The sequence below is a fragment of the Methanorbis furvi genome (assembly GCF_032714615.1).
Classification (GTDB): Archaea; Halobacteriota; Methanomicrobia; order Methanomicrobiales; family Methanocorpusculaceae; genus Methanocorpusculum; species Methanocorpusculum furvi.
Window position 1 is genome coordinate 84,333 of record NZ_JAWDKA010000008.1, and the last position, 14,389, is coordinate 98,721.

Here is a 14,389-nt window from a genome sequence, read left to right on the forward strand (position 1 = left end):
ACAGAACAGACACTCACTCATTTGTCGTCACCACCTAATCACCGTATCGGACAACAACCGAAACGGTCACTCACCCTTTTTGAACCACCAAAATGATACCATCTCTCACTTCTCAATCCAAAAATAACAAACGCACAAACCAAAAAAAATCCCGCACACTCACAAAACACACAACAGTGCTCCGTAAGTACTCTCGTGTTATATATTTCTTTCTAAAAGTATATAAATGTGTGTATTGTCTGGGAAGAAGAACGAGTGCAAGTCCCTCATCAAACAGTTGTGGGTCCAGAGAAGTGAGAAGTGAGAAGTGGCATCAATTTTCCATCACAAGATCATCATGCGAAAACACATCTACCTGATACTCACCAAAGAAGAAAACGATCTTCTCGACGAAATCATCCACAGTGCAGGCTTCACCACCCGCTCTGGATACATCGCCGCAGTCGCAAAAACCACCCTCTACGGACTCAACACCGGAGAGTGGATTGAAAAAATCCGCAAACTCGCAACCGACAAAAACCGGACCGAAGCAGTATTCTTCGCACTCCTCAGCGAACTCGCCTTCCCTGCAATCGCCATGAAAGGCAGCAAAATCGCCCTTGAAGCACTCATCGAAGAACTCAAAAGCGAAATGTACAACAGAACCGGAATCGTCCCCGAAACCTCCGACCTCGAACGACTCGCAGGCGAGTATGAAACCCTCTACCGACCTGAACTCCTCGCATACCGAACCGAAACCCGCACCCGCACCTATCTGGAGGAAAACCCATGACCACCGCCCTCTCCCTCATCTCCCCTCCCTCAACACGCTACTCCCCGCCGCCCCTCATCCACGCAGGCGACTACGCAGCATGGTACAAACACGCAACCGGCGAATGGATCTACGACTTCGCCAGCGGCCAGATCACCAACCGCCGCACCGGACGCCTCGTCCCCTTCCGCGTAAAACCGAACGGCTACCTCGAAGCAGACGTCATCGTCAAAGGCGTCCGCATCCATGTCAAAAAGCATCGTGCAATCTGGGTTGCGGCGCACGGCATCCTCGCAATCCCGGTCGATTACGCACTTGAAGTTGACCACATCAACCACAACCGCTTTGACTGCCGGCTTGAAAACCTCAGACTCGTCCGACCCGAAGAAAACCGAAAGAATCGTGTTCGCTTCTTCGACGATCCCGCAGTTCGCGAAATCCGCAGGCGTCACCGCGAAGAGTCTGCCTCCTTCACCGAACTTGCCCGCGAGTTTGGCGTCTGCCACACCACCATCAGCCGCATCGTCAAACGCCTGACCTACAAGGAGGTCTCTGATGACTGACTACCGCGAGACTACCTACACCTGTCCCTCCTGCGGGACTGCGGTTCGGATCCCTGAGTTCGGCGACGAACTGCCGGCGACCGAACCGATTCTGCTCTGTCCCCGCTGCGGCTGTTTCGCGTATCGGACCAGTCCTGAAGAGCAGTATCTTCTGCAAAGCTTTTGCCGATGCAGAAGAGAGGCAAATGCTATCATTCTCCGCAGAAATGTCGAGAAAACGGGAGGTGAGAACAGACAATGAAGCTCGCAAGCGAACTTCTCGACTGTGTCGCGGCAACCTATCCCTGTCCCGCAGTTGAAGCAGATGCCTATGCATCTGCTTACTGGCATCAGGAGATCGAGTATCTTCTGACCGCAGCCGCAGAACTGCTCAACGCCCGTCATCAGGAGATTCTTCAGATGATCGAGGACGAGCATCTGGTGTCTGATGCTTTCAGCATCCAGACTCCGGCAGTTCCGGTCAGGTTCGTAGACGGAGCTGCCCTTCGTGCGGCCCTTCCCGCGATCTACGACGCAGTCGTCCGCATTCGTGCAACCGATGCGGAGCGATTTGTTGGACGAAGAAAGCTGTATGAACTTTCCCGCGAAGTTGCGGGCGCTGACCGGCTTCGCCCCGCTGAGTTTGTGAATCTGGGCGATCTGTTCCGCGAACTTCCGGCAAATGAGGCGGAAGCCTTTGTTCGGGTTAGGTATAAACCCGGTAAAACCACCGTCATCCGAGTCCTCGAGGAGGAGGAATGATCTGGCATCAGTATCCTGAGCTGGTTGACCGCCGCATCCTCTGGGGCTATGTGCAGGAAGGTCTCTCCGTGCGGGAGATTTCTGTGCGGGTCGGCTGTTCCCGCAGCTCGGTCGAGAGTGCTCTCAAAGCGCACGGCATCAGGCGTCCGGTTGTCTCCGTGCCTGAGGAGATGCGGGAGAAGCTTCGGCTGTGAAATTATTTTTTTATTTTTTGTTCGTCGTAGCTCCGCCCACGGAAAAACGGAACACACTGAATTATCACGGAAAAAACATCACGGAGCAGACGTGAACAACACGGAAGAAAAATTATTTTGGAATTTTTGTTATGTCCTTGTTTGCTCCATGATCTTTTTTTGTGAAATTTCCGTGCTGCTCACGTCTGCTCCGTGATGTTTTTTTCGTAAAATTTCCGTGTGTTCTGGTTTTCCGTGGGCGGAGCTGCGAAGCGGTAATCAGACAGCAGACTCAAGCAAACACCACCCTTTCCGTGACTCTTAACTATGTCAAACGCTAACATACTTACATAATGTACGCAAAACGCCTGGACAACTTACCACCCTATCTGTTTGCCCAGATCGACGCCATCAAAGCACAGAAACGTGCCGAAGGCGTTGACCTTATCGACCTCGGTGTAGGGGACCCTGACCTCCCGACCCCCAAACACATCGTTGACTCGCTCTGCGAAGCAGCCCGCGACTCAGCCACCCACCACTACCCCGACTACCTCGGCATGCTCGACTACCGCAAAGCAGTCGCCCAGTGGTACAAGAACCGGTTCGGCGTCACCCTTGATCCCGTCAAAGAAGTACTCGCCTTAATCGGATCCAAAGAAGGCATCGCCCACATCCCCGAAGCATTCGTCAACCCGGGCGAATACGTCCTCGCATCCGACCCCGGCTACCCGGTCTACAAAACCTCAACCCTCTTTGCTGAAGGAAAATGTCACCTCATGCCGCTTCTTGAAGGCAACAACTTCCTGCCTGACTACGACGCAATCCCAAAAGACGTACTCAAAACCGCAAAACTCATGTTCATCGGCTACCCCAACAACCCTACCGGCGCAGTAGCCCCCATGAAATTCTTCGACGAAACCGTAGAATTTGCCAAAAACCATGACATCATCGTCGTCCATGACAACGCCTACTCCGAAATCTCCTACGACGGCTACATCGCCCCCTCCTTCCTTGAAGCAAGCGGAGCAATGGACGTCGGCATCGAGACCCACTCACTCTCCAAAACCTACAACATGACCGGATGGCGTATCGGCATGGCCGTCGGCAACGCCAACCTCATCGGCGCATTCGGCCGCGTCAAAACCAACATCGACTCAGGCGCATTCGACGCAATCCAGCGTGCCGCAATCACCGCACTGACCGGTCCCCAGGACTGCGTGGCGCAAGCCTGTGCCATCTATCAGGAACGCCGCGACGCACTCGTCGCAGGCTTACAGTCCCTTGGATTCAAAGTCCATGTCCCCAAAGCCACGTTCTACGTCTGGATGAAAGTCCCGAACGCAGTTGAGTTCACCTCAAAAATGATCAACGAAGCAGGAATCGTTGTCACTCCCGGAACCGGATTTGGACCAAACGGCGAAGGCTACGTCCGCTTCGCCATCACCAGACCCGTCGGGCGCATCAACGAAGCAATCGAACGCATGAAAAAACTCGGCATCACAGGTACCTGAAATGAAACTCCCGGAATCCCTCGCAATCAAAAGCGGCCACCTCTACTGCGGCGACGTTGACACTGTTTGGCTCGCCGAAAAGTTCGGCACCCCGCTCTATGTCACCAACGAACGCCATGTGATCAAAAACTACCGCCGCTTTGAAGCAGCCCTCAAAAAATACGTCGACAACGTCCAGCTGCTCTACGCCGCAAAAGCAAACGAAAACCCGGTCCTCATCCAGACCCTCGCACGCGAAGGTGCAGGTGCTGACGTCTTCTCGCTCGGCGAACTGCGTGCAGCCCTGGAAGGCGGCATGCCAACCGACAAACTGCTCTTCAACGGCAGCTCAAAGACCCAAGCAGACCTTCGTGCCGCAGTAGAACACGGCATCAGAATCTCGGTTGACTCGGTCGACGAACTTCACCAGCTTGACGCAATCACGCAGGAGCTGAAAAAACCCATCAAGATCGGATTCCGTGTCAACCCGGAGATCAACGTCCCGACGCACCCAAAAATTGCAACCGGCATCAAAAACAGCAAGTTCGGTATTCCGGCGGAGATGATTCTTGACGCATACAAACAAGCCCTTGCCTGCAAGTACATCACTCCGGTCGGCATGCACTGTCATATCGGATCCCAGATCCTTGAGATCGAACCCTTCGCCATCGCTTGCGGCGTCATTATGAAGGTGGCAAAAGAAATCACCAAACTCGGCGTGAAGCTGGAGTTCGTGGACTTCGGCGGAGGACTCGGTATTCCCTATCACCGCGGAGAAAACCCGGACGCTGCTCCAACGCCGGAAGAGTATGCAGCAGCCGTTATGCCGGTGTTTGTTGCGGCCTGCAAAGAAGCAGGAATCTCTCCTGCGTTCTGGGTCGAACCCGGACGCTGGATGGTGGGCGAGTCGACCGTGCTTCTGACCAAGGTCAACTCGGTCAAACGCGTTCACAAGACCTTCATCAATGTGGACGCAGGATTCAATCTCCTCATCCGCCCGGCGATGTACGACTCCTGGCACGAGGTTGTTGTTGCCAACAAAGCCGACGCTCCCGCAACAATCACGGCAACGGTTACCGGCCCGATCTGCGAGACCGGCGATATTCTTGCAGCAGACCGGAACCTTCCGGAGACCGTGACCGGTGATATCGTCGCGGTTCTCGATGCAGGAGCATATGGCTATGCAATGTCTTCGCAGTACAACAGCCGTCCGCGGTGTCCTGAGGTTCTCGTGAACGGCGATAAGGCAGAGCTGATGCGCCGTGCCGAAACCTATGAGGACATGACGGCAACGGTTGTTTACCCGTCCTGGCACAGGAAATAATCATGCATTACGCACTTGTCTCTGACCTGCTGACCAAAGAAGCGTTTGATGAGCGGGTGGAGAACAAGTGTGAGCAGCTTGGCGGCGCAGTTGATGAAGTCTGCGCTGCGATGCTGGTGGTGGAAGAACTCGGACGAAGCCATATCAGAATTGGCGCGATCAAAACCACTACGACCGCACTCGTATCTTTTTTTGGAAAAATTCTGGAGATAACTCCTCCCCGCGAGTTCGCCCGCGAGGGCGGGGGAGGGGGAGAGGGCGAGGAGGCTGAGCCGGGACTCGTTGCCTCGATGATTCTTGGAGACCCGACGGGAACCGTGAAGATGACGCTCTGGGATGCCCAGGCCGCAGCAGTCTCTGAGCTTGAGGTTGGCTCGGTTGTTGAGGTGATTGCAAAGCCGCGTCCCGGATACCGGAACGAGGTGACCTGCGCTGCTCTCCGGCCCAGTCAGGTACGAATCGTTGAGACGAAACGGCCGCCGAAGTCAGAGATGATGAAGGTCCCGCTCGCAGCAAAAATCCTTTTCATCGCACCGGTTCGCGAGATTCCCCGCCGCGACGGCTCAACGTCTGAGCTTCTGGAGATAATTGTGGGGGATTCATCCGGGACGGCACGGATTATCACCTGGTCGCCTGAAGTTTTCGAGGAGCTCGCAGAGGGAATGTCCGTGAGTTTTGCGGGTCTTACCAGAAAAGAGGAGGAGGATGTGGTTGAGTACGTGGCAGGCGAGGATGTGGTGATTACGCCGCACGATGACATATCTGTCCTCTCGTGCGATGCAGGGGATGTCGTCGAAGGTCAGACCTCTGTTGTTACGGGCGTTGCACTTTCTGTTTCGCAGGTCAGGACGTTTGTCACCAGACGCGGAAATGAGTCACGCGTGAAAAATGTGAGACTTGGCAGCGAGAACGGCACATCCTTTGTCAATGTTGCCTGCTGGAATGAGGCTGCGGACGCCGCAGTCGTTGCCGGAGATCTGCTGGAGGTGATCAATGCCCAGGCGAAGCTGAACAAGTACGGCGAGATTGAGCTGTCGGTCGGGCGCGGTTCGGTTCTGCGGGAACGCGATTGCCATGGAGTTTTTGGAACCGCCGCAGGCATGATCATTCCGCGACCGGAAGGGCTGACGATTGATGACGGTACATGCGCCCGGATTCTTTCCGGCGATACCACACTTCCTCCGGCAGCGATGGCGAGAGTTTCCGGGTTGTGCACAAACTCCCGCATCTTGGTTGAGGAGGCAGAGGTCGAGGAACTTTCGCCGGCCGCCCTTCGCGAGCGGCTTTTGCGGCTCTGATTTTTCAGAGTCCGACTTTTTCTTTTATTCGCCGTTTGGCATATGCGGCGAATGCGTCGCGGCATTCCGGGGAGGAGAGGAAGTCGTAGGCGACCTGTTCGATGACGGGGCCGATCACCGGATTTTTTGCGAGATCTCCTGCTGCGCTGAGTAGTGCGGATTTGAAGGATGCGTCGTTGGTTTCTGGCATGTGTTAGGGTGGGATGAGATTGCATATGAGGGTATGGATGGTGACTATTTTGCGTGCTTGGTCGCGGTTGCGCTTTGTTGCTCCGCCCACGGAAAATCGGAATACGCGGAAAAACGCACGGAAAAACATCACGGAGCAGACGTGAACATCACGGAAATTTCACAAAAAAAGATCATAGAGCAAACAAGGACATAACAAAAATTCCAAAATAATTTTTCTTTCGTGTTGTTCACGTCTGCTCCGTGATGTTTTTCTGTGAAACTCCGTGTTTTCCGATTTTCCGTGGGCGGAGCTGACCAATCCCCAACAGTGTTTACCAATAAACGAATGTATGATCAAAGCTGATGAAGACAAAAAGGAGCACTTTCACCCCACGCGGTCTGGGGTTTATATGCCGGTCTGTCGATGTTAATAGTATATCTCAACAACATCAAAGAAAGGAGAAAAGAAGATATGACAGCAACTGATATTGAGGACATCCCGGGCGTTGGACCGGCAACTGCCGACCGCCTTCGCGAGGCAGGCTACATCACTGTTGAAAGCATTGCAACCGCAGCACCGGTTGACCTCTCCGAGGCAGCAGAGATCGGTGAGTCAACGGCAAAAAAGATCATCAAAGCCGCACGCGAGATCGCAGATATCGGCGGGTTCAAAACCGGAACTGATGTTCTTGCACGCCGTCAGGAGATTCTCAAGCTCAGTACATTTGTTCCTGAGGTGGACGAGCTTTTAGGCGGCGGCATTGAGACGCAGGCGATCACCGAGTTCTATGGCGAGTTCGGTTCCGGAAAGTCGCAGATTGTTCACCAGCTTGCGGTGAACTGCCAGCTTCCCCGCGAGGTCGGCGGTCTTGGCGGCAGCTGTCTGTATATTGATACGGAAAATACCTTCCGCCCTGAACGTATCGAACAGATGGTCGCTGGTCTTGAGTTCGAGAAGCCGCTTCCCGAAGGCTATGAGATTCCGAGCGTCGAAGATTTCCTCGCAAACATCCATGTTGCCCGCGCTCACAGCTCAGATCATCAGATGCTGTTGATCGACTCGGCACGCGATCTTTCAAATGAGTTGAAGGACAGCGATATGCCGGTAAAGCTGATCATTGTTGACTCCCTGACCGGTCTCTTCCGTGCAGAGTATGCCGGCCGCGGAACCCTTGCAGGCCGTCAGCAGAAGCTGAACCGTCACCTGCACGACCTCTTCAAGCTGGTGGACGATCTGAATGCGGTTGCGATTGTGACAAATCAGGTCATGTCAAACCCGGGCGTCTTCTTCGGCGACCCGACCAAACCGATCGGCGGAAACATCGTCGGCCACTCGGCGACGTTCAGACTGTATCTGCGCAAAAGCAAGGCAGGCAAACGTATCGCAAGACTCGTGGACAGCCCGAACCTTCCTGAAGGAGAGGCGACGTTTATGGTCGAAACTGCAGGTATCAAACCCTGCTGAAGAGTCCTGTGGGATTATCTCAATACTTTTTTTGGAAATTGGATAAAAGAGAACTTAGTCCTTCTGAAGAAGACCGAGAGCAGCATAACGGGCAACAAGCTCATCATATCCGATTACGCAGGAGATCATCTCAAGAAACTCATCTTTGGAAAGATGCATCTCTTTTGACATCCATGCGAGTAAATCCCCCGTAATCTCTTGTTTATTGTGACTGAGATATGTTTTCACTCCCGATGGTTTTCCATTCATATAAAATTCATACCTGCAGTGATTCGTATTTCCCGATAGTTTTTGAAACCCTTTCTTTTCCAGAGCCGCAGACACTTTTTTTGCTTTGAACACTGCCATTTGGAATTACCACTAGATTACTGACTGTAACATCTCAGCACGTTTTTTTGCCAATGGATGAACCTGATTTTCCGGATTTGTGTAAATTGCATAATCCTCCTCAAACATGCGACGGCCTTCTTCCAAACCATCAGCAATTGAGTTACATGATATGAGGAAAGAGAACTCTTCATTTGCAAGAACATATGAATTATCCTCCTGAATCATCATTTTCAGGATAATTGGCTGTTTAAGCTTTTTTAACTCCCCGTTTACATAGACTGTGTGGAGAAACACCACTCCCTGCTCATCTCCTTTGTCCCCTGCGTCAACTGTATCGAGCAGAACATTCAGTACATCATCATAGGTCTGATTGCCGCGTTTTCTGGAGCAGACACGCTCTTTAATGTGCGCTGAGACGGTGATGCTCGTTTTTTGCGGCCTCTGATCCATCGTCTGCATAGTAATCAGATAATGGGGGAGTTGAGATAATAGGTTTTGTTGTCAATGACCCTCCACCCATTTTTGTGTCCTGACCATCATCCGGCAGAGAATAAATACTGCCGACCCAAATATATTTTTCATGCTCAAAGCCTTCATCACCGACATCGACGGAACCCTCACTGACGATCGACGTCGTCTTTCTACCCGTGCGGTTGAAGAGATCCGCAGAGTTGTGGATGCAGGCATTCCGGTAGTTCTCGCATCCGGCAACACCCTCTGTTTTATTGATGCGCTTTCCAAAATGATCGGAACCGAAGGCGACGTGATCGCAGAAAACGGCGGGGTTTACCGTCACGGCTATACCGGAGACCGCCACTCTGCCGGAGATCGCGAACTCTGTTTTGCCGCATATAAGCGAATCATCGACACATTCCAGCCGAAAGGTGAGGAGCTTCGTCTCTACAGCAATGACTACCGGTACTCAGACGTCGCATTCGCCCGCGACGCTGATGTGAACGAAATACAAAAACTGCTTGCAGATATGCCGGTGCAGGTAGTTGACACCGGATTTGCCATTCATCTCCAGTCAGAAGGACTCTCCAAAGGTGCGGCTCTTGAAAAACTCGCAGAGCTGATGGGACTTACACCCGCAGATTTTCTTGCCGCAGGAGATTCAATCAACGATGTCTCGATGCTGAAGATCTCAGGCACCGGAGTTGTTCCGGCAAACGCAAGTCCTGAAGCGCGAGCTGCTGCTGACTGTGTCATGAGTAAACCGTTCGGCGAAGGAACAGCTGACGCTCTTGCCAGATACTTCCCCTGAAAAAATCATGAAGAGATTCTCCAACAGATCTGTGGAGAAAATACTATTTTTGAAAATTTTCTGCTTTACCGCAGCATATACCGGTCAACGACAATAAAGTCGGTGATATCTTTTACCGCCTCAAACGGCAGCGTGATAGCTTCGCCGTCAAGTTTGTAGCCGGATGTGTCAAACATCTGGTCAGGGCGCACTAAAAGATTCAGCAGCTGCCCGGTCGCACTGTCAAAAGTAATGTTCTTGATCTGACCGATAATTTTTCCATCAGTGCTCATCACTCTCTTTTTCCGGATAGAATGGGTAAACTGCTCGCTCTTCATTGTAATCAGTAGTTTTGTATTGAGGACGAAAGTATTTATCCGTTTTGAATGTACTGGCTTCACCTCTTATGTTCTGCTCCGCCGCTTCGTAGCTCCGCCCACGGAAGACACTGAACACACGGAAAAACATCACGGAGCAGACGTGAACATCACGGAAATGAATTATTGTAATATCACAAAATATTTTATTGGTTTTGTTTCGGAAATTTTTCTGGAAAAATTATCGCAGAAATATTTTCATGACATAAAAAAATAAAAAAAATATTTTCAAATTCCGTGTTGTTCACGTCTGCTCCGTGTTGTTTTTTTCCGTGAAGCTCCGTGTTTTCTGATTTTCCGTGGGCGGAGCTACGAAACGAAGGAGCGACGAAATAATTTCAAAGAGTCGGAAACACCCGAATAATATCCGAATGCGTGAGAATACCGATCGGCTTCTCCTCCTCCATCACAATAACCCGGCCGATATCCTGCTCCTTAAACCTGCGGATGACCTCATACAGCCGCATATCTCCTGGAATTGTCACCACATTGCGCACCATAATCTCGCCAACGGACGCCTCCATCAAAACTCCGCGATCGATTGCCGCAACAATATCGGTCTGCGTAACAATTCCCAGCAGCTGACCGTTTTCAATAACCGGAGCGCCGTGAATCCTCCGCTGCAATAGCGTCTTCATCGCATACGCGATCGTCATATCAGTCTCAAGAGCGACGAGAGGAGTTGTCATATACTCTCTGATCGCAAGTTTTGGAAGAGAGGTCATCTCTGAAGTTGAGATCAACAGAGCGCTGTTGATCTCATCCTTTCCAAAGACCTCTCCTTTGATCAGCAGCTTGTTGACCGGCGTTGGACCGATCGTTACTTTGTCACCAACCTCAAACACTCTGACATTGCCGATAACCTTGATCAGCGCATGACAGAGGTCAGCGTGCGTGAGCGTAGTGAAATCGATCTCATTCACCCGCACGCCCTCCGTGATCTCTCCATTGCGTAAAATGGCGACCTCGCTCTCCGAGTCGTCAGCGGTTACATGCAACTCGGTGTAGGCGCGGGAGGTTGGATGATACCCTCCTTTGGGTCCGGGAACGCCGTCCACCAGACCCAGCGCTTTGAGCGCCTGCATCTGATTGCGCACCGTTCCGGGATTACGCTTGATGATATCAGCTATTTCTTCTCCTTTTATCGGATGCGAATATTGATGATAAAGCGAGATAAGAGTAATAAGGATATCTTTTTGGATCAGTGACAAATCCATACTGATTGTTCAGAGCGCCACCCTAATAAAGAAATCGAGTGATTCAACGAAAATGTATTTTGATAATATCCCCACCGTCCCCACCGCCGAGGAGCTTCTGGACCGCAGCTTCCGTCGTGCTGCAAAAAAGATGCAGGAAAAAAGCGGCAATAAAAACCGGGCAAACGAGGACTTCGTTCGTGCCATCACCCAGGCGACCCATGATAAACTGGTAAGCATTATTCAGAGTTTCCCCGAGTTTGAACAGCTGCCGCCATTTTATCGCGATTTGTGCGACATTCTGTTTGGCATGGATAATCTCCGCCAGGCTCTTGGGATGGTCGGCTGGGCTGCGAAGAATGTGCGTGATGTGGGAAAAGGCATCTCCCGCGGAATGCGGCGTGCGGATACGCTGACGGAACGCAGGCGTGCGGTCGCGCGAATTGCATCCATTGTGCACCGCGCGGATGAGGCTCTTCGCTATTTGAATGATGTGAGAAATGTGCTTCGGAAACTGCCGGTGATCAGTCCTGAGGAGTTTACGATTGTGGTCGCGGGCTATCCGAATGTCGGCAAGTCGTCGTTCATTCGTCTGGTTTCAAGTGCAGAACCCGAGATTGCGTCGTATCCGTTTACAACGAAGGGAGTCATTGTAGGCCACCGGAATGCGGAACGAAGAAGACGCATTCAGTTTATCGATACGCCGGGTCTTCTTGACCGGACTGACGAGGAGCGGAATGTGATTGAGAAGCAGGCACTGAATGCTCTGGTGTATGTTGCGGATCTGGTGCTGTTTGTGATTGATGCGAGCGAGCACTGCGGGTACTCGGTTGAGGCACAGCAGAAGCTTCGCGAGGAGATTGCAGGAATTGTGACGGTTCCGATGATTACGGTTGTGAACAAGGCAGATCTGAAAAAGTCCGAGGAGCGTTTTAATATGTCGACGGTTTCGGGCGAGGGAGTGGAGGAGGTTCTTGCTGAGCTTCTCCGCTTGCGCGGCGAGCTGATGCAGGATGAGGTTATTGATATCCGCAGCGAGCTGCCGATGCCTGAGATGAAACGCCGCGGCGGTCGTACTGAGCCAAAGACCGATTACTAATTTTTTTTTTTGAAACGCGAATAGCACGAATAGCGCGAATAAAAAAATCGCCAATGGCGATTTTTCAATAAAATGAAAATTTCGATTTTTCGATACTTCTCTGAATGAATAGATCTGCTTCAAAAAAATAATTTTAGTAGTTTTGAAAAATCGCCATTGGCGATTTTTTATTCGCGCTATTCGCGTTTCAAAAAAATTACCGGCAGGAAATTTTTCCCGCAAAAATTCTTGCAGCTGCAAACGCAGGATTGTCAAACAGATCCACTGGTCCTGAAAGTTTTCCGTTCGCAACCGAAAAGCCGAGAGCGACAACCGGCACAATACCTGACGCAACATTTCCTCCGTCACAGAGACTCACCGGCATGAGAACGCCATTCGGCGAAATTTTTGGTTTGGCAAACACGCCGCAGAGTTCGCTCGTGCTCGGGTACGGGGATTCCGCCCGCGCGAGCATGACAACTCCTGCCGCGGCAGCTGCTGCGGGCGTGTCAGCGTCAGCTGCAACGCCAATGATTGCCGAAGTTTTTGCTGCGGTTATCAGGCGATGGAGGTCCTGCGGCATCTGAAACATCGATGCATCCTCAGTGCAGAACACAAATTTGGTTTCACCGACAAGCGATTTCGTCGTAAACGGATCAGCAAACTGTGCGAGAAGAACAGGATTCCAGAACTGCGGGGCCGCAGCTCCCGCGAGGAACAGCACAAAAGCCTCACTCTCGCGTTCCGTAAATGAAAGGCCGGTCAGTACCGGTATTTCGTCACGGATCAAGAGTCTTCGTTTCTCGGAAGTCTCCGTCGCCGCCTTGATCGCCGCATCCTTCAGCGCAGCAATAACCGGCGACGCCCCTCCTTCCTGATGCACCATCACGAAAACAAGCCAGTCAGCCACATGCGTTACCAGGGAGTCGGTCAGAACAGTTCCTTCCGCCTCCTTGAGAACCTTTGATGCCTTTTGCAGAACATCAGGAAATACGGTTACCGACCCTGCAACGCCGCCAAGCGGCAGAGCACACACTGAAATTGTCGTTGCCATACCTTACGCGCGGTGAATTTTTTCGATCGCTTCAATCATACCGCGGCTGCCGACATAAATCGGCGTCCGCTGATGCACTTTGGTTGGGATAATTGCAAGAGTGCTTGACACGCCGTTTGAGACCGCGCCTCCTGCCTGACTTGCAATGAATCCGATCGGGTTTGCCTCAAACACCAGCCGCAGTTTTCCATCCGGCGACTTTTCGGTTGGCGGATACGCATACACGCCGCCGTACTTCAGCACCTGATGGAAGTCGGCAACAAACGAGCCTGAGTACCGGTTTTTCCCGCCGGCAGCTTCGATCTCTGCGATGTACTTCGTATGTTCCGCCAGCCACTCGGTGCGAAGCCCGCCCGAGCCGTAGAGGTTGCCTTCCGGCATCTTGACATTGTCCTCCAGCAGCTGATACACACCGTTTGTATTCAGCGCAAAAATCGCAACCCCGCGCCCGACCGTGAGCGTCAGCGTGGTCATGGGGCCGTAAAGCATATAGAACGCTGCCTTCAGATTTTTTCCTGCCTGTAAAACATCGCCGTCGTAGATGCCGACGATTGTTCCGACACACAGGTTTACCGAGATGAGGGACGAGCCGTCAAGGGGATCCATCACGACCGAGTACTTTGCTGCTGAAGAGAACGTGGTGATGTCATTCTGCTCTTCAGACGCGACCGCCCGCACAAGCCCGCTTCTTGCGAGCATGCGGGTGATATGGGTGTCAGACCAGGTATCCATTGCGGCCTGCTGTTCCCCGGACGCGTTCGTTGACCCGGCATAGCTCTGGTTACTGATGAAGGCTGCCCGGATGGGAACGGCCTGTTCGGCAATCAGGATGATTATTTTGCTGAGGTCTTCATACACGCCTGAGTTTTTAAGATATTCTTGTAAGGTCGTCATGAATATTCACTGTATATTTATTGGATGTTTTTGGTAATAAGGGGGTTCATCAACTACAATGCATCCGGCCTGTTTATCGCATTGTCGCTCCGCCCACTGCTTCGTCGCTCCGCCCACGGAAAATCGGAATACACGGAAGACGCACGAAAAAAAAACATCACGGAGCAGACGTGAACAACACGGAAGAAAAAATTATTTTGGAATTTCTATGATGTTCTCGCCTGTTCCGTGATGTTTTTTT

Annotated in this window: 18 protein-coding genes; 11 read left to right on the top strand and 7 right to left on the bottom strand. The window is 52.0% G+C overall.

Annotation, left to right across the window (positions count from 1 at the left end):
• Positions 1-307: 307 nt before the first annotated feature.
• The 8 genes from McpAg1_RS07745 to McpAg1_RS07780 all read left to right on the top strand — a co-directional run bounded on the left by McpAg1_RS07745 (position 308) and on the right by McpAg1_RS07780 (position 6,340).
• The gene (locus McpAg1_RS07745; protein WP_338094740.1) at positions 308-772 is read left to right on the top strand and encodes a hypothetical protein; all 465 of its coding nucleotides are present in this window, start codon (positions 308-310) and stop codon (positions 770-772) included.
• Positions 769-1,314, top strand: coding sequence for an HNH endonuclease signature motif containing protein (locus tag McpAg1_RS07750; protein WP_338094741.1), 546 nt, complete (start codon positions 769-771; stop codon positions 1,312-1,314). Before McpAg1_RS07745 ends, McpAg1_RS07750 begins: the two co-directional genes overlap by 4 nt.
• Positions 1,307-1,555, top strand: coding sequence for a hypothetical protein (locus McpAg1_RS07755; RefSeq protein WP_338094742.1), 249 nt, complete (start codon positions 1,307-1,309; stop codon positions 1,553-1,555). The genes McpAg1_RS07750 and McpAg1_RS07755 overlap by 8 nt, the downstream gene beginning before the upstream one ends.
• Positions 1,552-2,055, top strand: a complete 504-nt coding sequence (locus McpAg1_RS07760; RefSeq protein WP_338094743.1) for a hypothetical protein — start codon at positions 1,552-1,554, stop codon at positions 2,053-2,055. Before McpAg1_RS07755 ends, McpAg1_RS07760 begins: the two co-directional genes overlap by 4 nt.
• Positions 2,052-2,249 (top strand): hypothetical protein, encoded by a 198-nt coding sequence (locus McpAg1_RS07765; protein WP_338094744.1) that lies wholly within the window; start codon positions 2,052-2,054, stop codon positions 2,247-2,249. The genes McpAg1_RS07760 and McpAg1_RS07765 overlap by 4 nt, the downstream gene beginning before the upstream one ends.
• Positions 2,250-2,581: 332 nt before the next feature.
• Positions 2,582-3,739: an LL-diaminopimelate aminotransferase gene (locus McpAg1_RS07770; protein WP_338094745.1), complete on the top strand. Its 1,158-nt coding sequence runs from the start codon at positions 2,582-2,584 to the stop codon at positions 3,737-3,739.
• A gap of 1 nt (position 3,740) precedes the next feature.
• Complete coding sequence (gene lysA, locus McpAg1_RS07775; protein ID WP_338094746.1) at positions 3,741-5,042, top strand: diaminopimelate decarboxylase; 1,302 nt, start codon at positions 3,741-3,743, stop codon at positions 5,040-5,042.
• A gap of 2 nt (positions 5,043-5,044) precedes the next feature.
• A complete protein-coding gene (locus tag McpAg1_RS07780; protein ID WP_338094747.1) occupies positions 5,045-6,340 on the top strand; it encodes a hypothetical protein in 1,296 nt (431 codons plus the stop codon).
• A 4-nt stretch (positions 6,341-6,344) separates the two neighbouring features.
• On the opposite strand, the gene McpAg1_RS07785 is transcribed toward McpAg1_RS07780, so the two are convergent.
• Positions 6,345-6,530: a hypothetical protein gene (locus McpAg1_RS07785; RefSeq protein ID WP_338094748.1), complete on the bottom strand. Its 186-nt coding sequence runs from the start codon at positions 6,528-6,530 to the stop codon at positions 6,345-6,347.
• A 453-nt stretch (positions 6,531-6,983) separates the two neighbouring features.
• On the opposite strand from McpAg1_RS07785, the gene radA reads away from it, so the two are divergent.
• Positions 6,984-7,976 carry a DNA repair and recombination protein RadA gene (gene radA, locus McpAg1_RS07790; RefSeq protein ID WP_338094749.1) on the top strand — a complete coding sequence of 331 codons (993 nt, stop codon included), beginning with the start codon at positions 6,984-6,986 and terminating at the stop codon, positions 7,974-7,976.
• A 54-nt stretch (positions 7,977-8,030) separates the two neighbouring features.
• Here the strand turns inward: radA and McpAg1_RS07795 are convergent, their stop codons facing one another.
• Together McpAg1_RS07795 and McpAg1_RS07800 are read right to left on the bottom strand one after the other, a co-directional pair.
• A complete protein-coding gene (locus McpAg1_RS07795) occupies positions 8,031-8,225 on the bottom strand; it encodes a hypothetical protein (protein WP_338094750.1) in 195 nt (64 codons plus the stop codon).
• Positions 8,226-8,336: 111 nt separating this feature from the next.
• On the bottom strand, positions 8,337-8,765 hold the full coding sequence (locus McpAg1_RS07800) for a hypothetical protein (RefSeq protein WP_338094751.1): 429 nt from the start codon (positions 8,763-8,765) through the stop codon (positions 8,337-8,339).
• Positions 8,766-8,886: 121 nt separating this feature from the next.
• On the opposite strand from McpAg1_RS07800, the gene McpAg1_RS07805 reads away from it, so the two are divergent.
• On the top strand, positions 8,887-9,570 hold the full coding sequence (locus McpAg1_RS07805; protein WP_338094752.1) for a phosphoglycolate phosphatase: 684 nt from the start codon (positions 8,887-8,889) through the stop codon (positions 9,568-9,570).
• A gap of 65 nt (positions 9,571-9,635) precedes the next feature.
• Here the strand turns inward: McpAg1_RS07805 and McpAg1_RS07810 are convergent, their stop codons facing one another.
• On the bottom strand, positions 9,636-9,887 hold the full coding sequence (locus McpAg1_RS07810) for a PRC-barrel domain-containing protein (RefSeq protein WP_338094753.1): 252 nt from the start codon (positions 9,885-9,887) through the stop codon (positions 9,636-9,638).
• 377 nt (positions 9,888-10,264) lie between these two features.
• Positions 10,265-11,143: a CBS domain-containing protein gene (locus tag McpAg1_RS07815; protein WP_338094754.1), complete on the bottom strand. Its 879-nt coding sequence runs from the start codon at positions 11,141-11,143 to the stop codon at positions 10,265-10,267.
• Between the two features lie 52 nt (positions 11,144-11,195).
• Here McpAg1_RS07815 and McpAg1_RS07820 point away from each other — a divergent pair, with 52 nt between their 5' ends.
• On the top strand, positions 11,196-12,221 hold the full coding sequence (locus McpAg1_RS07820; RefSeq protein WP_338094755.1) for an NOG1 family protein: 1,026 nt from the start codon (positions 11,196-11,198) through the stop codon (positions 12,219-12,221).
• Positions 12,222-12,417: 196 nt separating this feature from the next.
• On the opposite strand, the gene McpAg1_RS07825 is transcribed toward McpAg1_RS07820, so the two are convergent.
• Both McpAg1_RS07825 and McpAg1_RS07830 read right to left on the bottom strand, forming a co-directional pair.
• Complete coding sequence (locus McpAg1_RS07825) at positions 12,418-13,254, bottom strand: fructose 1,6-bisphosphatase (protein ID WP_338094756.1); 837 nt, start codon at positions 13,252-13,254, stop codon at positions 12,418-12,420.
• A gap of 3 nt (positions 13,255-13,257) precedes the next feature.
• Positions 13,258-14,148 carry a class 1 fructose-bisphosphatase gene (locus McpAg1_RS07830; RefSeq protein ID WP_338094757.1) on the bottom strand — a complete coding sequence of 297 codons (891 nt, stop codon included), beginning with the start codon at positions 14,146-14,148 and terminating at the stop codon, positions 13,258-13,260.
• Positions 14,149-14,389 lie beyond the last annotated feature (241 nt).